The organism is Bradyrhizobium commune (assembly GCF_015624505.1).
Taxonomy (GTDB): Bacteria; Pseudomonadota; Alphaproteobacteria; order Rhizobiales; family Xanthobacteraceae; genus Bradyrhizobium; species Bradyrhizobium commune.
The window spans coordinates 4,460,811-4,477,479 of sequence record NZ_CP061379.1 but is presented as its reverse complement, the minus strand read 5'-3'; the positions used below and the strand labels follow the sequence as shown (position 1 = coordinate 4,477,479).

The 16,669-nt window shown below is 64.2% G+C and carries 21 protein-coding genes and 1 pseudogene; 12 read left to right on the top strand and 10 right to left on the bottom strand.

Annotated features, from left to right (window positions below):
- Positions 1–8: 8 nt before the first annotated feature.
- Positions 9–1,310 (top strand): RsmB/NOP family class I SAM-dependent RNA methyltransferase, encoded by a 1,302-nt coding sequence (locus IC761_RS21250; RefSeq protein ID WP_195798582.1) that lies wholly within the window; start codon positions 9–11, stop codon positions 1,308–1,310.
- Between the two features lie 205 nt (positions 1,311–1,515).
- On the opposite strand, the gene IC761_RS21245 is transcribed toward IC761_RS21250, so the two are convergent.
- A complete protein-coding gene (locus tag IC761_RS21245; protein ID WP_027532363.1) occupies positions 1,516–1,725 on the bottom strand; it encodes a cold-shock protein in 210 nt (69 codons plus the stop codon).
- A gap of 260 nt (positions 1,726–1,985) precedes the next feature.
- Positions 1,986–2,318 (bottom strand): DHCW motif cupin fold protein, encoded by a 333-nt coding sequence (locus IC761_RS21240; protein WP_195798581.1) that lies wholly within the window; start codon positions 2,316–2,318, stop codon positions 1,986–1,988.
- A gap of 243 nt (positions 2,319–2,561) precedes the next feature.
- Here IC761_RS21240 and guaA point away from each other — a divergent pair, with 243 nt between their 5' ends.
- The 3 genes from guaA to IC761_RS21225 all read left to right on the top strand — a co-directional run bounded on the left by guaA (position 2,562) and on the right by IC761_RS21225 (position 4,909).
- Positions 2,562–4,160, top strand: coding sequence for a glutamine-hydrolyzing GMP synthase (gene guaA, locus IC761_RS21235; RefSeq protein WP_195798580.1), 1,599 nt, complete (start codon positions 2,562–2,564; stop codon positions 4,158–4,160).
- Positions 4,161–4,265: 105 nt separating this feature from the next.
- Positions 4,266–4,508, top strand: a complete 243-nt coding sequence (locus tag IC761_RS21230) for a ribbon-helix-helix domain-containing protein (protein ID WP_195798579.1) — start codon at positions 4,266–4,268, stop codon at positions 4,506–4,508.
- Positions 4,505–4,909: a type II toxin-antitoxin system VapC family toxin gene (locus IC761_RS21225; RefSeq protein WP_195798578.1), complete on the top strand. Its 405-nt coding sequence runs from the start codon at positions 4,505–4,507 to the stop codon at positions 4,907–4,909. Before IC761_RS21230 ends, IC761_RS21225 begins: the two co-directional genes overlap by 4 nt.
- A gap of 114 nt (positions 4,910–5,023) precedes the next feature.
- On the opposite strand, the pseudogene IC761_RS21220 reads toward IC761_RS21225, so the two are convergent.
- Both IC761_RS21220 and IC761_RS21215 read right to left on the bottom strand, forming a co-directional pair.
- Positions 5,024–5,125: pseudogene (locus IC761_RS21220) on the bottom strand (NAD(P)-binding domain-containing protein); the annotation flags it as partial.
- Between the two features lie 42 nt (positions 5,126–5,167).
- Positions 5,168–5,902, bottom strand: coding sequence for an SDR family NAD(P)-dependent oxidoreductase (locus IC761_RS21215; RefSeq protein WP_195798577.1), 735 nt, complete (start codon positions 5,900–5,902; stop codon positions 5,168–5,170).
- 240 nt (positions 5,903–6,142) lie between these two features.
- Here IC761_RS21215 and IC761_RS21210 point away from each other — a divergent pair, with 240 nt between their 5' ends.
- From IC761_RS21210 to IC761_RS21200, 3 genes are read left to right on the top strand one after another with little or no spacing between them, the layout of a single operon-like run.
- Positions 6,143–7,039 carry a LysR family transcriptional regulator gene (locus tag IC761_RS21210; protein WP_195798576.1) on the top strand — a complete coding sequence of 299 codons (897 nt, stop codon included), beginning with the start codon at positions 6,143–6,145 and terminating at the stop codon, positions 7,037–7,039.
- Positions 7,040–7,080: 41 nt separating this feature from the next.
- Positions 7,081–7,347 (top strand): PIN domain-containing protein, encoded by a 267-nt coding sequence (locus IC761_RS21205; protein ID WP_195798575.1) that lies wholly within the window; start codon positions 7,081–7,083, stop codon positions 7,345–7,347.
- A gap of 25 nt (positions 7,348–7,372) precedes the next feature.
- Complete coding sequence (locus IC761_RS21200) at positions 7,373–8,254, top strand: AraC family transcriptional regulator (RefSeq protein WP_195798574.1); 882 nt, start codon at positions 7,373–7,375, stop codon at positions 8,252–8,254.
- Positions 8,255–8,310: 56 nt separating this feature from the next.
- Here the strand turns inward: IC761_RS21200 and IC761_RS21195 are convergent, their stop codons facing one another.
- On the bottom strand, positions 8,311–9,216 hold the full coding sequence (locus IC761_RS21195; protein ID WP_195798573.1) for a LysR family transcriptional regulator: 906 nt from the start codon (positions 9,214–9,216) through the stop codon (positions 8,311–8,313).
- A gap of 132 nt (positions 9,217–9,348) precedes the next feature.
- On the opposite strand from IC761_RS21195, the gene IC761_RS21190 reads away from it, so the two are divergent.
- Complete coding sequence (locus tag IC761_RS21190) at positions 9,349–9,792, top strand: hypothetical protein (protein ID WP_246791292.1); 444 nt, start codon at positions 9,349–9,351, stop codon at positions 9,790–9,792.
- A 59-nt stretch (positions 9,793–9,851) separates the two neighbouring features.
- Entirely contained in the window at positions 9,852–10,907 is a 1,056-nt protein-coding gene (locus IC761_RS21185) for an alpha/beta fold hydrolase (RefSeq protein ID WP_246791291.1), read from the top strand.
- A gap of 96 nt (positions 10,908–11,003) precedes the next feature.
- Here IC761_RS21185 and IC761_RS21180 read toward each other — a convergent pair whose 3' ends face one another.
- Both IC761_RS21180 and IC761_RS21175 read right to left on the bottom strand, forming a co-directional pair.
- Positions 11,004–11,513, bottom strand: coding sequence for a GFA family protein (locus tag IC761_RS21180; protein ID WP_195798572.1), 510 nt, complete (start codon positions 11,511–11,513; stop codon positions 11,004–11,006).
- 3 nt (positions 11,514–11,516) lie between these two features.
- Positions 11,517–12,014 carry a peptide deformylase gene (locus IC761_RS21175; RefSeq protein ID WP_195798571.1) on the bottom strand — a complete coding sequence of 166 codons (498 nt, stop codon included), beginning with the start codon at positions 12,012–12,014 and terminating at the stop codon, positions 11,517–11,519.
- A gap of 75 nt (positions 12,015–12,089) precedes the next feature.
- On the opposite strand from IC761_RS21175, the gene IC761_RS21170 reads away from it, so the two are divergent.
- The gene (locus IC761_RS21170) at positions 12,090–12,674 is read left to right on the top strand and encodes a TetR/AcrR family transcriptional regulator (protein ID WP_195798570.1); all 585 of its coding nucleotides are present in this window, start codon (positions 12,090–12,092) and stop codon (positions 12,672–12,674) included.
- Between the two features lie 90 nt (positions 12,675–12,764).
- Positions 12,765–13,340: a DUF308 domain-containing protein gene (locus IC761_RS21165; protein ID WP_195798569.1), complete on the top strand. Its 576-nt coding sequence runs from the start codon at positions 12,765–12,767 to the stop codon at positions 13,338–13,340.
- A gap of 15 nt (positions 13,341–13,355) precedes the next feature.
- Here IC761_RS21165 and IC761_RS21160 read toward each other — a convergent pair whose 3' ends face one another.
- Both IC761_RS21160 and IC761_RS21155 read right to left on the bottom strand, forming a co-directional pair.
- The gene (locus tag IC761_RS21160; RefSeq protein WP_195798568.1) at positions 13,356–14,231 is read right to left on the bottom strand and encodes an alpha/beta fold hydrolase; all 876 of its coding nucleotides are present in this window, start codon (positions 14,229–14,231) and stop codon (positions 13,356–13,358) included.
- Positions 14,232–14,360: 129 nt separating this feature from the next.
- A complete protein-coding gene (locus IC761_RS21155; RefSeq protein WP_195798567.1) occupies positions 14,361–14,822 on the bottom strand; it encodes a cupin domain-containing protein in 462 nt (153 codons plus the stop codon).
- Between the two features lie 185 nt (positions 14,823–15,007).
- Between IC761_RS21155 and IC761_RS21150 the strand changes: the two genes are divergently transcribed.
- Positions 15,008–16,234 (top strand): MFS transporter, encoded by a 1,227-nt coding sequence (locus IC761_RS21150; RefSeq protein WP_195798566.1) that lies wholly within the window; start codon positions 15,008–15,010, stop codon positions 16,232–16,234.
- Positions 16,235–16,252: 18 nt separating this feature from the next.
- Here the strand turns inward: IC761_RS21150 and IC761_RS21145 are convergent, their stop codons facing one another.
- The gene (locus tag IC761_RS21145; protein WP_195798565.1) at positions 16,253–16,639 is read right to left on the bottom strand and encodes an ester cyclase; all 387 of its coding nucleotides are present in this window, start codon (positions 16,637–16,639) and stop codon (positions 16,253–16,255) included.
- Positions 16,640–16,669 lie beyond the last annotated feature (30 nt).

The following is a 16,669-nucleotide window of genomic DNA, read 5'->3' as shown; positions in this document are numbered from 1 at the left end:
AGACTCAAATGACTCCTGCTGCCCGGCTGTCCGCAGCCATCGAGCTGATCGACACCATCGAGCGCGACCGCGTGCCCGCGGCGAAGGCGCTGAAGGAGTGGGGCACCGCGCACCGCTTCGCCGGCTCCGGCGACCGCGCCGCCATTGCCGGCCTGGTCTGGGACGTGCTGCGCCGCTTCGCCTCCAGCGCCTTCCTGATGGACGCCGATACGGCCCGCGCACGGCTGATCGGCATGCTGCGTCTCGAGCGCGACATGGACACCGCCACCATGACCGCCTTGTTCGACGGCGGCCGCTTTGCGCCGGCGCCGTTGACGGACGCCGAGCAGGCCGCGCTCGCCTCGCGTTCCCTGAAGGATGCGCCCGCTGCCGTCGCCGGTGACTATCCGGAATGGCTCGATTCCCATCTGGCAAAGGTGTTCGGCGAGGACCGTGCGGCGGAGGCGGTCGCGATGGCGAGCCGGGCGCCGCTGGATCTGCGCGTCAACACGCTAAAATCCAATCGCGACAAGGTGCTGAAGGCACTTGCTCATCTTCATGCGAAACCGACGCATTGGTCCGCAACCGGCTTGCGCATCGAGCTCTCCGCCGATGCCCGCAATCCCGGCATCCAGGCCGAAGAGGATTTCATCAAGGGCGCCGTTGAAGTTCAGGATGAAGGATCGCAGCTTGCGGCCCAGTTCACCGCGGCAAAACCCGGCGAGCAGGTGATCGATCTCTGCGCCGGCGCGGGCGGCAAGACGCTCGCGCTCGCCGCCCTGATGCAGGGCAAGGGCCGGCTGATCGCGACCGACAGCGACAAGCGCCAGCTTGCGCCGATCCACGAACGGCTGTCGCGCGCCGGCGTGCACAATGCCGATGTCCGCACGCCCAAGGGCGAGGTCGATCCGCTGGCCGACATCCGCGGCTCCGCCGATCTCGTCGTGATCGACGCGCCCTGCACGGGAACCGGAACCTGGCGCCGCAATCCCGACGCCAAATGGCGCATGCGGCCGGGCGCGCTCGAGATCCGCCTGCGCGACCAGGCCGAGGTGCTGGAGCGCGCGGTTCCGCTGGTGAAGCCAGGCGGCCGCGTCACCTACATCACCTGCTCGGTGCTGTCGGAGGAGAATGGCGAGCAGGTCAGCGCCTTTGTCCGCCGCAATCCCGAGTTTTCGGTGGTGCCGCCGGAACAGACCGCGAGCGTGCTCTGGGACAAGGCCGAAGAGTTTGCGGCAGCCGCGCTGCAATCGGACGAAGGCTGGCTGATGACCCCGCGCCGTACGGGGACGGATGGGTTTTTCGTCTCGGTTTTGAAGAAAGCTTCGTAGGGTGGGCGAAGGCGCGGAACGCGCCGTGCCCACCATCGTTCGGCGGGTGCGATCGAAGTGGTGGGCACGCTTTCGCTTTGCCCACCCTACGAAAGCTGCGCGATTGGCAAACGAAAACCCCGCCACCGAGGTCTCGGTGGCGGGGCTTCTGTAATCCTACGATCTGCCGGTACGTCCGTGGTCAGATCGCGAATTGCGCGGTCAACTAGCCGGCGCGGAGGTTGTCGGCCGAGGACTTGCCGCTGCGGCGGTCCGCGACGATGTCGAAGGAGACCTTCTGACCCTCGTTGAGGGTCGACAGACCAGCGCGCTCGACAGCGCTGATGTGAACGAAGACGTCCTTGGCGCCGTCATCCGGCTGGATGAAGCCAAAGCCCTTTTGGTTGTTGAACCACTTCACGGTGCCCATTGCCATAGTCATTTCCTTTCAATTGACGATGCACTCAGGGGGACAAATGCGCGAATGCTTCGCGCCCATCGTCCCGGTTGGTCGATTTTGGAGAAATACCTGAAACGTGCTCGTCCATTGAAATGAGACGGAGCGGCCCAGTCGTTCGGCCAAGGATCGATGCTTGATAATATACCGATTTATTGGGGCGAGTTCAAGGCGCCACGCGCTGGCAGCGAGCGGCGCGGGTTTTTCTATTTTGCGCTGCACACCGTGCTGAGGTTCCGTCAGTCGACGATGAAGAGCGTCGCGCCCACGGCCGTGGACGAACGATGCGCGGCATCGCCGAAATCCGAGACCTGGTAGCTCATGCCCGGCGTCAGCTTGAACTTGCGCCCGTCGCGCAGCTCGCTGTCGAGCTCACCCTTCACGATGTAGATCACGTGGCCGCGGTCGCACCAATGATCGGCGAGATAGCCCGGCGAATATTCGACCATCCGCACGCGGAGGTCGCCGATGTTCAGCGTCCGCCATTTGGCCTCGCCGGTCTCGCCGGGATGCGTCGTCGGTTCGACCTTGCTCCAGTCGGTGACGGTGAAGGGGGAAGTGGGGAGTTTCATGCTTGGGAGTCCTGTCTCAGTGCCGGCGGGCGCACTGTTAGCCTACGCGCGCACTCCAGTCTCCGTCATTGCGACTGAGAGGCGCCCAATGCGATGAGCGAGAAAATGCAGGTTCGGCAAAAGCCCGAGTGCCTTCGCAATTTAGGTCAATGATGCTTACCTATATGTCCATGCCCAAAGAAGCATGTGGGCGCACGCAGCCGTGCGGTTGCGGGCAGGGGGCTAGTCGCGTATCTGCTTGCCATGACAGCAGCACAGAACGACCGCTCCGCGTCGACGCCCTCATTGGCCTCGGCGCACGACAAGATTCTCATCGTCGATTTCGGCAGCCAGGTGACGCAGCTGATTGCGCGTCGCGTCCGCGAGGACGGCGTCTATTGCGAGATCGTCCCGTTCAACAAGGCCGAAGAAGCCTTCAAGGAGATGAAGCCGAAAGCGGTGATTCTCTCCGGTGGCCCTGAGTCGGTGCATGAGGCCGGCTCGCCCCGCGCGCCGCAAGCGATCTTCGCCTCCGGCGTGCCCGTGATGGGCATCTGCTACGGCCAGATGACCATGGCGGAGCAGCTCGGCGGCACCGTCGAGGGCGGCCATCACCGCGAATTCGGCCGCGCCGATGTCGAGGTCAAGGCCGAGAGCAAGCTGTTCGAGGACGTCTGGTCATCGGGCAGCAAGAACCAGGTCTGGATGAGCCACGGCGACCGCATCACAAAAATGCCGCCGGGCTTCACGGTGGCCGGCACCTCGCCGAACGCGCCGTTTGCGATCATCCAGGACGAGACGCGCAAATATTACGGCCTGATGTTCCACCCCGAAGTGGTGCACACGCCCGACGGTGCCAAGCTGATCCGCAATTTCGTGCGCAAGATCGCGGGCCTCACCGGCGACTGGACCATGCGCGCCTTCCGCGAGGAGGAGATCGCCAAGATCCGCGCCCAGGTGGGCAAAGGCAAGGTGATCTGCGGCCTCTCCGGCGGCGTCGATTCAGCGGTCGCGGCCGTGCTGATCCACGAGGCCATCGGCGACCAGCTGACGTGTGTGTTCGTCGATCACGGCCTGATGCGCCTCAACGAGGCCGAGCAGGTCGTCGACCTCTTCCGCCACCACTACAACATCCCGCTCGTGCACGTGGATGCCTCGAAGCAATTCCTCGGCGAGCTTGAAGGCGTCACCGACCCGGAAGTGAAGCGCAAGACCATCGGCCGTCTCTTCATCGAGGTGTTCGAGCAGGAGGCCAAGAAGATCGGCGGCGCCGACTTCCTCGCGCAGGGCACGCTCTATCCAGACGTGATCGAGAGCGTCTCCTTCACCGGCGGACCTTCGGTCACCATCAAGTCGCACCACAATGTCGGCGGTCTGCCTGAGCGCATGAACATGAAGCTCGTCGAGCCCCTGCGCGAGCTGTTCAAGGACGAGGTGCGCAAGCTCGGCCGCGAGCTCGGCCTGCCCGAAATCTTCGTCGGCCGCCACCCGTTCCCGGGCCCCGGCCTCGCCATCCGCTGTCCCGGCGACATCACGCGCGCAAAACTCGACATCCTGCGCCAAGCCGATGCCGTCTATATCGACCAGATCCGCAAGCACGGCCTCTACGACGACATCTGGCAGGCTTTTGCGGTGCTGCTGCCCGTCAAGACCGTAGGCGTCATGGGCGATGGCCGCACCTACGACTACGTCGTGGGCCTCCGCGCCGTCACTTCGACCGACGGCATGACCGCGGACTTTTATCAGTTCGACATGAAGTTCCTCGGCGAGACCGCCACACGCATCATCAACGAGGTGAAGGGCGTGAACCGGGTCGTGTACGATGTGACGAGCAAGCCGCCTGGGACGATTGAGTGGGAGTGAGGGGCAGCAAGCGCCCGCCATGCAGATTTTGACGGATTTTTGCTTGCTGAGGACCGCTCCCTGGATATAACCTGCAGCAGGTTATATTCGGGAGGGCGCGTCCTGATGAACTTCAACCTGTATCTTGACGACAAGACCGCCGAGGAACTGGACCAGACGGCAAAGACGCTTGGCGAAAGCCGCAGCGGATTGATCCGCAAGGCGCTGCGCGAATGGCTGGACAAGAAAACGCTCGGCAGTCCCGGCTGGCCATCTCAGATATTGGAATGGCAGGGCGCAGCCGACATGCCGCCGTTCGAATCGCATCGCGATGAATTGCTGCCACCGCGAGATGATGCGTTGTCGTGAAGTATCTTCTCGACACCAATGTGCTGAGCGACTTCGCGCGCGGCGAACAGGCCGTCACGGCGCGGCTCCGTCAGGAAGCGCCATCTCAATTGGCCGTCTCGGCGATCACCGAGATGGAGGTCGAGTATGGGCTCGCTCGTAATCCCAATCTGGCGCCACGGGTGCGGGATGTGATGAGGATGCTCCTGAACACGATCTCCGTCGTGCCGCTCGAGCGCGAGGATGCTCGCGTGGCGGCGCAATTGCGGGCGAGCCTGAACAGCCAGGGAACTCCGATCGGCGCCTACGATGTGTTGCTCGCAGCCTCCGCCTTGCGGCGTGGGCTGAAGATCGTAACGCACAACGCGCGGGAGTTCGGTCGCGTCGGCGGCCTGGGGCTTGAGGATTGGCGTATCCTGTAATTGTCGGTCGAAGCTCCACCTGCTGGACGGGGTTACGGGGATTACGGTGACAGTGCACTAATTAGGGTTACGGTGACAGTGCACTAATTAGTTTAGTGCACTGTCACCGCAACTGGGCGGCCGGCTGCTTGCGACTGTCACCTCGATGTTCTTGCGGGCGAAGGCGTGGGCGAGGGCCTGGCCTATCTTTCCGAATCCTGCAATTGCGTAGCTCATGATGTTCTCCGATCGCTATTGATGTTGATTTTTCGCGGCGCTTCAGATGGCCGAGAAGCCACCGTCGACGGACAGCTCCACGCCGTTCACGAAGCTCGAATCGTCTGAAGCGAGAAACAGCGCGACCGCCGCAATTTCCTCAGGACGACCCATCTTTCCCCGCGGGATCAGGGATTCGAACATCCGCTTTGCCTCCTCGGTGAGAACCTGGTCCTGCATCGGCGTGGCGATCGGCCCCGGGCTCAGCACGTTCACCCGGATATTCCTGCCCTTCAGTTCGTTGAGCCAGGTGCGTGCGAATGAGCGCAACGCCGCCTTGCTCGCCGCATACACGCCGTAGCCGGGAAATCCCTTCACCGAAGCAACCGACCCGGTCATGAAGATCGATCCGCCATCGCCAAACAGCGGCAACGCCTTTTGCACCGTGAACAGGGTGCCGCGCGTATTCAGGCCGAAGGTCGCATCGAAATGCTGCTCGGTAACCTCGCCCAGCGGAACGGCGTCGCCCGTGCCGGCGCTCGCGTACAGCACGTCGATCCTGCCCTTTTCGCGCTTGACCGCGTCGAACAGACGGTCGAGGTCGTCGAGATTGGCCGCGTCGCCGCGCACGCCGGTCACGTTCCGGCCAATCAGCTTGACGGCCTCGTCGAGCGCCTCCTGCCTCCGGCCCGTGATGAAAACGTAGGCGCCTTCTCCGACGAACCGCCTGGCGCTCGCCAGCGCCATGCCGCTCGATCCACCCGTGATGACTGCAACCTTACCGTCCAACTTTCCCATAATCTCTCCTTCAGGCTCTGCTTTTGGTCGCTCGGGGAGGCCCCCGAGAAACTTGCAGATGGGTCTGCCGGCGTCAGGCGTTCAGTGCGGAAGCGCGCACATCGGTGGTGCGAAATCGATCCGGCTGCCGTTCTGAATGGGGCCGCGCTCATCGACATGTGCCACTATGACCGCCATATTGCTGTTCGATGTGCTCGCTACGGGCTCTGGAAGGCGCACCCCGCGGTGCCGGATTGCACCATGATCGACTGGGATGACGTTCGTTATTTTCTTGCCGTCGCGCGCGGAGGCTCGGTGCGGGCCGCCGCCGAGCGTCTCGGGGTGAACCACGCGACCGTGCTGCGACGCATCGCCCAACTGGAGGAACGGCTCGGGGCCCACATGTTCGAGAAGCTGCCTTCGGGCTACCGCCTGACGGCTGCGGGCGAGGAGGTCCTGGAGTTCGCGGACCAGATGGAAGCGTCGTCGCACCTGCTGGAGACGCGCGTCTTCGGACGCGACCAGAGCGTGCGCGGGCTTCTGCGGGTGACGCTGGCACCGCCCGTCGCGACACACCTGCTCATGCCGGATTTCGCCGATTTCGCGCGTCTGCACCCGGACATCGAGATGGACATCTTGTCGTCCGGCGAGCTGGCAAATTTGACCAACCGAGAGGCCGACGTCGCAATCCGCGTCGTCTACGACCGCAAAACCCTGCCGCTCAATCTTCACGGCCTGAAGGGACCGGGGCTGTTCGGCGGCGTCTACATGTCCCGTGATCGACTGGCCGCGTGGCGCGCGGGCGCGCCTGATCCTGTCCGGTGGATCGTCATAAGCATTCATGGAATTCCGGATTGGGCCAGCGAGGGTGAGGTTCGCACCACCGGGGTTCCATTCAGGACCTCGGACGCCGAGGCGCAGATCGCTGCGGTACGGCAAGGGCTCGGGATCACGACACTGCCGTGCTTCGTCGGAGACGCCGACCCCCTCCTGGTGAGGGTGCCGGGCACCGACCTGCACATGTACGGAACGCTCTGGCTTCTCACACAGGGGGAGACACGCCAGACGAAGCGCGTGCGGCTCTTCACTGAGTTCGTATCCCGCAGGCTCGCCGCGTACGCGCCGCTTCTCGCCGGACTGTCCGTATCTCGCGACTGACGCGCGGCGGGTCGCCGGCGACGCTTGCCGTCAGGGACGTGATGAAGATGCTCCTGAAAACGATCTCCGTCCTGCCATTCGAGCGCGAGGATGCCCGCATGGCCGCGCAATTGCGCGCGAGCGTGAACAGCCAGGGAACTTCGATCGGCGCCTACGATGTGCTGTTCGCAGCGCCGACGAGGGAGACTGACGGCTTCGCTCTACCCTACGTACCCGCCTTGCGAACTGAAAGTTGTCGTTGGAGACTTGGAGCCGCTCCCTGCCAAACCGCAAGATCGGTCGAGCAGGCCATCGCCGCCATCGCTTAACTCAAGCCGCCACGGAGGAGGGACGATGACGGCGGCGCTGCAAAACTACCAGGACCGGATGCGGCGGGTGCTGGACCATATCGACCGGCATCTCGACAACGATCTGGACCTGGAAAGCTTAAGTGCTGTTGCGGCCTTCTCGAAATTTCATTTCCACCGGCAGTTTTCGGCGACCTTCGGGTTGTCCGTGCATCGCTATGTCCAGCTCGCCCGCATGAAGCGCGCTTCCTACTGGCTTGCCTACAGTGACGCCCAAAGCGTCACGGAGATAGCGATGGATGCCGGTTACGACGCACCGGATGCCTTCGCCCGCGCCTTTCGGCAACGGTTCGGGCAATCGCCGTCGTCGTTCCGGAAATCTCCCGATTGGGAGCCGTGGCTTGCGGCCTTCTGGCCTCTCGACAATGCGAGGAGCAAGCTCATGCAGACGATTTTTACGCCTGGCGACGTGACGATCCGCGACGTGCCCACCACAAAGGTCGCGATCATGGAGCATCGGGGGAGCCCTGAGACGCTTGGTGCGACCATTCAGCGCTTCATCGCGTGGCGCAGGGCGGCGAGCCTGCACCCCAGCACAAGCCCGACCTTCAACGTCTGGCGGTCCGAGCGGCGTCCTGCCTCGCCCGACGATTACAGCATCGACCTTTGCGTCGGCACCGACCAGCCGATCGTGGCGAACGGCGAAGCGATCAAGGCCGGCGAGATCCCCGGCGGGCGCTGCGCGGTGCTGCGTGTCGTCGGCTACACCGACAATCTGGAGCCCGCCGCGCTCTATCTCTATCGCGACTGGTTTCCAGCCAGCGGCGAGGAGGCGCGCGACTTCCCGCTCTATTGCCAGCGGCTGAGCTTCTTCCCTGAGGTGCCGGAGCATGAGACGGTCGCGGAGCTTTTTCTGCCGCTGAAATAGCGCCATTTGGCGGGGAGGCGTTTCCGATCGCAACAAACGGACAGGCCGCGTGTCGCTCATCCCGCCGCTCCCCCTTGCTCCAAAACGCGCCGCTCGCGGCGGAAGGCCTCGGTGATGGCGGTCGAGACGGCGCGGATGCGCGCGGCGCGGCGCATGTCCTGATGCATGATCAGCCACACCGGGCGTCGCGCCGGCGGCCTCTCGGGCCAGACGCGCACCAATTCCGGCGTGGCATCGCCGAGAAAGCAGACGGCCTCGGCGATGCCGCCGTGGTTCGCGGCGGAGCGAAGCTGGACGAACGGGCTGTCGCAGCGTAGCGCGATCCGCACGCCTTCGAGCGGCTCGCCCATGAAGAACGGGCTCATCGCAGCCGGCGCGCCGGTGAAGGTGATGAGGTCGTGATCCGCCAATCCGTGGCCCTGCTTCGGAACGCCCTTGCTCGCCAGATAGCGCTTGGAGGCGTAGAGCGCGAAGGCGACGTCGCCGAGCTTGCGGCAGATCAGGTCCGAGGCTGAGGGACGCGCGAACCTGACGGCGAGATCGGCCTCGCGGCGCGCAATGTCGAGCGAGCGAACGCCGATGATGAGATCGACCCGCAGCTCCGGATGGGTCTTGCGCAGCGCCGCAATCGCGGGCGCGACCAGCTGATAGGCGAGCGCCTCGGTGCAGGTGACGCGGACCGTGCCCTTGAGCAGCGAATCGTGGCCGGCGACGATGCGCTCGAGATCGGTGGCGGCGCTCTCCATCGCCGCGCATTGGCGCAGGATCGCTTCGCCGGCCGACGTCGTCACGAAGCCGTCCGGGTTGCGGTTGAGTAACGTCACGCCGAGCTGCTTCTCGAGCAGCGCGATCCGCCGCCCCACCGTGACATGACCGACGCCGAGCGTACGCGCCGCCGCCGACAGGCTGCCGGCGCGCGCCACAGCGAGGAAGAAGCGGACGTCGTCCCATTGCCAGTCCATGCGCGGCCCCTGTTCATTTCCGAACAACATATGTGAACAAATCGACCATACAAGCCGCGCTCCCAGCGTCTATGTGAACCTGGCACCGCCAAAGCGGCCCCATCCGACGTTTCGAACAAGGAGACGCCCGCCATGATCGCCAAAACGGGACCGACGGGCGCACTGCGCAGCGTCGTCGTCGCACTCACACTCGCTCTCACAGGAGGTTCGCTCGTGACCAATCCCACCGCCGCCCAGGCTCAAGTCTCGTCGCCAGCCGTCACTGGCGTCCTCGTCATGATCACCGTGAAAGCCGGCGTCACCCGTGACCAGGTGATGGCGGTGATGCCGGCCGAAATCCGCGCGACCGTGCAGCTCTATCTCGGTGGAAAGATCCGCGAATGGTATTCGCGCGGCGACGGTCGCGGAGTCGTCATGTTGCTGGATACCAAGGACGTCGCAGAGGCGCAGGCGATCATGGATGGGTTGCCGCTCGGCAAGGAGCATCTGATGGATCACGACTATATCCCGGTCGGTCCGCTCCAGCCGCTCGGCCTGCTGATGGCCAACCCCGCCGCGATGAAGGGGGCGCAGTGATGCCGAGAAAGTCGACACTGTCCCGGCGAGATATGCTCTGGGCGGCGGGCGCGCTCAGCGTGGGTGCCGCATTCGCGCAGCCGCCACGTGCGGCCGCCGCCGAACCGGCCGCGGCAAGCACCGAGCCGGCCTCCTGGGTCGATCCGGCAATGCCGGGGGTGACGCATCGCATGATCGAGACCAACGGCATCCGTTTGCACATGGCCGAGCAGGGTGAGGGGCCGCTCGTCATTCTCTGCCACGGCTTTCCCGAGTGCTGGTATTCGTGGCGGCATCAGCTCGGTGCGCTGGCGAAGGCCGGATACCGTGCGGTCGCGCCGGACCTGCGCGGCTATGGGCGCAGCGACCGTCCGGAGGACGTGGAAAAATACACGATCCTCCACGACATCGGGGACATCGTGGGTCTCGTCGATGCGCTCGGCGCGAAGCAGGCCGTGATCGCCGGCCACGACATCGGCGCTGCGATCGCATGGCAGGCCGCGTTGCTGCGGCCCGACCGCTTCAGCGGTGTCATTGCCATGAGCCCGCCGTTCCGGCCGCGGGCATTCGGCGACAGCGCGGCACCGCCGACAACGCTGATGCCGCGCAACGCGGATGCGCTGTTCTACCAGCTCTTCCTTCAGACGCCCGAGGCCGAAGCCGGGATGGGGCGCGATCTGCGCCGCACCTTCCGCTCCCAGTTCTATCTGCAATCGGCCGACAGGCCGGCATCAGCCGCCGGCGGATTTGCCGCCGGAATGGTGCCGCGCAAGGGCAACGTGCTGGCCGATCCGCCGTCCCTGCCGCCCTGGATCACGGAGGCTGACATCAACGTCTATGTCGAGGCTTATGCACGGAGTGGCTTCCACGGACCGCTTGCATGGTGGCGCAATGTCGATCGCGGCTGGGAGCTGATGGCCGCCTTCAACGGCGCGGTGGTCACCGTGCCCGCGCTCTATCTGGTCGGCGACCGCGATTTCGTCGCGGCCGCCTTTGCGCAGGACATCAAGAAGCAGGCCGCCTTCGTGCCGAAACTCCGGCCGACGGTCATGCTGCGCGACTGCGGCCACTGGACCCAGCAGGAACGCGCGGGCGAGGTCAGCGCCGCCATGATCGATTTCCTTCGCAGCGTGTAGGCGTGTTTGTAGGATGGGTAGAGCGAAGCGAAACCCATCGACTTCTTCGAGCAGGCGCGGTGATGGGTTTCGCTTCGCTCTACCCATCCTACGCGTTCATCGACCAAATGCCATCGCGATCCGCGCCGCGAGAATCTTGAAAATGAGTCCTGGAGGAAAACTCCCTGAGCTCGGAACGTCGTTCGGGAGGACGACGCCCTCCGGCTTGGATTTGGTGCAAATCCGGTACTGAAGCGGCGGGAGCTCGCCGTGAAGGCGCGCGCGATAGGCCGAGACCCAGTGCGGGCCTCGGTCGAAGTTCACAAACATCGCCGAGTTGCAGCACGTCGCGACAACCCGGTTTGTCGGCGAACTGTCCTTGAGCTTGTAGGGCTTAAGCAGCTCGGCGCCCTCTGCGCATTCGAAGCGGTCTTTCCGATAGAGGCTGTAGGAGGTCCCGCTATCAGCATCGCGCACGGCGCCGGCGTTGGGCAAAGCTTCGATCTGGTCGGCTCCCTTCCGGCAATCTCCGCAATAACAGACGGCACTGACGATCGGCGCGCCGAACGCCTTGAGTTGAACGCGGCCGCAGGCGCATGATGCGGTGCTGATGGGTAAGCTTGTCATTTTCTACTCCCGCGACATCTTCTCGAATTTCTTTACCAGCCGATCCCGTTTCAGCCGCGACAGCCGCTGGATCCAGAACAGGCCGTCGAGCTGGTCGATCTCGTGCTGGTGACAGACGGCGCGCAAGGCCTCGGACTCCTCGGTGTGCGTGGCACCGTCGAGATCCTGATAGCTGATCCGGACGCGCGCATGCCGCTGCACCTCGTCGTTGACGCCAGGCATCGAGACGCTGCCCTCGCGGTGCATGATCATCTCGGGCGACGCCCATTCAATCTGCGGATTGACATAGGTGCGCGCGCCGTCCCTGGCGTCGAGCTCGAGCGCCACGACCCGCAGGGGCACGCCGATATGCGGCGCAGTGATGCCGATCCCGGGCGCAGCGCGCATCGTGTCGAGCAGATCGGCTGCCAACTCGCGCAGTGTATCGTCGAATGCCGTCACGGTCCGCGCCGGGATCGCAAGGCGGCGGTCGGGGTAACGGACGATGGGACGGATGGTCATGCAGCCTCCTACCACTCACGGATGGTTGAAGCATCCCGTTCTTGACTCTCTACCTACTGGAAGGTAGTCAAAATCATGACCAATGGATCCTCAACCGCCGACGATATCCTGGCCTGCGCACGCAGTCTGATCATCGCGGGTGGCTACAACGGCTTCAGCTATGCTGATGTCGCCGAAATCGTCGGCATCCGCAAGCCGAGCATTCACCACCATTTCGCCAGCAAGGTCGATCTGGTCCGCACCCTCGTGTTGCGCTACCGCGAAGAAGCGGAGGCGGGACTGGCGGCACTCGAGCGGAACATCACGGACCCGCGCGACCAGCTCAAGAGTTACGTCGGGTATTGGGAGGCGTGCATCAACGATGCGACGGCGTCCTTCTGTGTCTGTGCGCTGCTGGCAAGCGAGCTTCCGATTCTGCCGGAGGACGTGGCGCTTGAAGTTCGTGCGCATTTCCGCGCGCTTGCCGCGTGGCTGACGTCAATGTTGGAGCGCGGCAAGCGGAAGGGGCAACTCAAGCTCTCCGGTACGGCCCGGGTCGAGGCTGAAGGATTCATGGCAACGGTTCACGGCGCGATGCTGTCGGCGCGCGCCTATGGCGATCCAAAAATGTTCGGTGTGATCACCGCCCCGCTGCTGGATCGGCTGTCCAACAAGCACTGAGAGATTTCGGCGAGACGACAACACTCACAGGCGTGGGTGAGGGATCTCGCCGCACGAAAACTACCAACTAGTAGGTAAAGGAGAGCTAAAGTGACGTATCACCAAGTGGACCTGGTTGTTGCCGATCGCGAGCAATGGCTGAAATCCTACTACTTCATCCGGGCGGCGTTCTCGGTTGCCTGGGTCATGGCCGCGTTCGCCGTTGCTCCGTCTTCCGCGGCGATCGCCGGATCCTTGCTCGTGCTCTATCCGGCATGGGACGCCGCGGCCAATGCCGTGGACGCGCTGCGCAGCGGCGGCCTTGATCAGAATCGTACGCAGGCGCTGAACGTTCTGGTTAGCGTGGTGACGACCATCGCTGTCATCGTCGCCTTGCACATGAGCATGAATTGGCTGCTCGGCGTTTTCGGCGGTTGGGCGATCCTGTCCGGGTTGCTTCAGCTGGGAACAGCCATCCGGCGTTGGAAAAGCTTTGGCGCGCAGTGGGCGATGGTGCTCAGCGGTGGCCAGTCGGCTTTGGCCGGCGGCTTCTTCATCTTTCAAGCCACGACGCCGATGTCTCCGTCGATCGCTGACGTCGCAGGCTATGCCGCAGTCGGCGCGATCTATTTTCTGGTCTCCGCAATATGGCTCACGGTCAGCAAGTGGCGCCGCGCCGCCCGGTGAGCGCGTCGCTTGCACTCAGCGCGATGCAGCGCGAATTTCCACGACGGTCTGTTCGGGCGCCTGGAGGTGAGGGTAGTGGCCGATGCCCTGGAGCACGTTGAGCTCCGCGCGGATGCGCTCCGCAAGCTCGGCGCCCATGTCCTTCGTGATGTAGAGGTCGTCCGAGCCCCACACCACTTTCACCGGCGTCTTGAGCCGGGCGAGGTTGGCCTCGAAATGGTCCTGGTCGCGGGTGAACGAGGCATAGTAGTGATAGAAGGCATCCACGACGGTCATCCCGTCGTGGCTCCATGCCTTTGCCATGTCGTCGCGAAACGCCTGCGGGACGTCGTAGTGGGCCTGCTTCGGCAGGCCGCGAAAGAAGGTGTTTTGCAGGATTTCGTCGCGGCCGGCGTTCATCGCGGCGCGGACATGGTCCGATGACGGCTTCGACTTCAGGGCCTGCAGGTTCTGCCACATCAGCGCGGGCCGGTTGAAGGGCGCGAAATCGCCGACGATCAGCGATCTCGCGATATCGGGCTCATCGAGCGCCAGCAGCAGCGCCGGCAGCGCGCCGATGTCGGTCGCATAGATCGTGAGCTTGGTACGATCGATGCCTGCGGCCTCGATATAGCCCTTCAGCACGCGGGCATAGTCTGCCGGCGCATAGGCAAAGCGATCGACCGGCGGACGCGACGAGAGGCCGTAGCCGGGCCAGTCGAAACTGTGGACGTCGTGGTCGACGGCCAGCGCGAGCGAAATGTCCTTCCATCCCAAAATCGTTTCGGGAAATCCATGCAGCAGAAGCACGGTCCGCGTCGGCGCGGTGCTGCGGACCAGCATCCTGCGCAGCGTGATATCGCGATCGATCTCGATAAGTCCGATCTCGGGCTCATGGGTTTGCTTCGACATGCCGCTGTCCTTGGTGCTGCCGGCTATAGGGCGGTCGGCCAACATCCTATCGCAGCTGCGCAGCGTCTCAAATCGAATTGCAACCTTGTGCAGAGAGCACGTCCCTTGGCGAGGTCTCGGCGATATCGCTTATCCGTCCGGATACGGCGTGCCGTCCTTGTGCAGGAAGCGGCCATCGGACGCCGGGCTCATCATGTCGATGTCGGAGCAGGTGATGAGGTCGTCGGGCGAGCGGGAGCCGACTTCGAGATACACGGCCATTGCATCCGAGCGGTTGATCATGTGGTGGCCGTTGCCGCTGCCTTTCGGAAAGGCGGCGCAATCGCCGGCGCGCAGCACGGTTTCGCCGCCGTCCTCGATCAGCGTCAACTCGCCTTCGAGCACATAGACGAACTCGTCCTCGTGCGAGTGCCAATGCCGCTGGCTCGACCAGTTGCCCGGCGGCAGGCGCATCAGATTGATACCGAAATCGGAGAGGCCTCCGGCATTGCCGAGCCGTTGCCGGAGGCGCTCGGCGCAAGGCGCGTCGAAGGGGGCGGGATAGCCGGAGCCCTTGCGGGCGGGGACAGCGGCGACGTCGACTTTTGGCATGCGGGTTCTTCCTGACATCTGCTGCCATCAGATATGCTGCGCCGGCAGGGCGCACCAGAGACGCCGGCGGCGGAACCATGCGCTCGCGGCGGTCGCGGGGGCTCGCGAAATAAAGTAGCGTCGACCTGTCTGCTTGCGCCATTCCAATTCGTCTTCCACCCAGACAGACCTGACGGGAGACAAACATGACTGGTACCTCTTATCGCTGGGTGATTGTCGCCGCCGGCGGCTTGCTCGGCTGCGTCGCCATCGGCGGCATGTTTTCGCTGCCGGTGTTCCTCCAGCCGATCGCGAAGGACACCGGGTGGTCGGTGACCGGCATCTCCAGCGCGATGACGATCGGCTTCCTGGCGATGGCGTTCAGCAGCATGATCTGGGGGACTCTGACGGACAAGTTTGGTCCGCTGCCGGTGGTGCTGACGGGATCGACGGTGCTGGCGTTGAGCCTGTTCGCCGCGAGCCATGCGACCTCGCTGATCGTGTTCCAGTTCGTGTTCGGCCTTTTGGTCGGCGCCTCCTGCGCCGCGATCTTCGCGCCGATGATGGCGACCGTCACCGGCTGGTTCGACACCCATCGCAGCCTGGCCGTCTCGCTGGTGTCGGCCGGCATGGGCGTGGCGCCGATGACGATGGCGCCGCTCGCGGCCTGGCTCGTCTCGAACCATGACTGGCGCACCGCGATGCAGATCGTGGCGCTGGTGGTTGGTGCCATCATGATCCCGGTATCGCTGCTGGTGCGTCGTCCCCCGGCGCTCGCGCATCCAACCGCCGCGCCGTCGGGCGGAGGCGTGCCACAGGCCGAGATGTCGCGGGGCGAAGCGCTGCGCTCGCCGCAATTCCTGATCCTCGTCGCGACCAATTTCTTCTGCTGCGCCACCCATTCCGGCCCGATCATCCACACCGTCAGCTATGCCGTGAGCTGCGGCATTCCGCTGATCGCGGCGGTGACGATCTACAGCGTCGAAGGCCTCGCCGGCCTTGGCGGCCGCATCGCCTTTGGCGTGATGGGGGACCGGTTCGGCGCCAAGCGCGTACTGGTCTCAGGCCTGCTGTTGCAGGCGTTCGGCGCGCTCGCCTATGTGTTCGCGCACCAGCTCGCGACGTTCTATACGGTCGCTGCCGTGTTCGGCTTCATCTATGCCGGCACCATGCCGCTCTATTCGGTGCTGATCCGCGAAAACTTTCCGCTGCGCATGATGGGGACGATGATCGGCGGCACCGCGATGGCGGGCAGCCTCGGCATGGCGACCGGCCCGCTCGCCGGCGGCCTGATCTATGACGCGTTCTCTAGCTACGCCTGGCTCTATATCGGCTCCTGGGCGATGGGCCTCGGCGCGTTCCTGATGGCGATGAATTTCCGCCCGTTCCCGAAGCCGCAAGGCGAGCCGGCGCCGGCGCCAGTGGCAGCATGATGAAAATGAGGCGCAGCCTCAGAGCTGCGCTTCGATCGCCGCCTTGTCGACGATCGACCATACCTGCCGGATCTTTCCGTCGCGGAATTCGTAGAACACGTTTTCGCAGAATGACACACGCCTGCCGTTCACGGCCAGCCCGAGGAACGTGCCGGCCGGCATGCAATCGAATTTCAGCCGGCTGGCGATGCGCGGTGGCTCGGAGATCAGCAGGTCGATGTTGAAACGCAAGTCCGGGATCTCGCGAAAATCCTGCTCCAGCATCGCGCGATAGCCTGTCAGCCCAAGTGGCCGCGCATTGTGCACGACCTCGTCATGCACAAATTGGCCGAGTGCTGTCCAATCCTGCCGGTTCAGGCAAGCAATATAGCCGCGATAGATGTGAGCGAGTTCGGCTGGCGTCATGGCGATGCTCCTGCGGCTCCGAGCCTAACG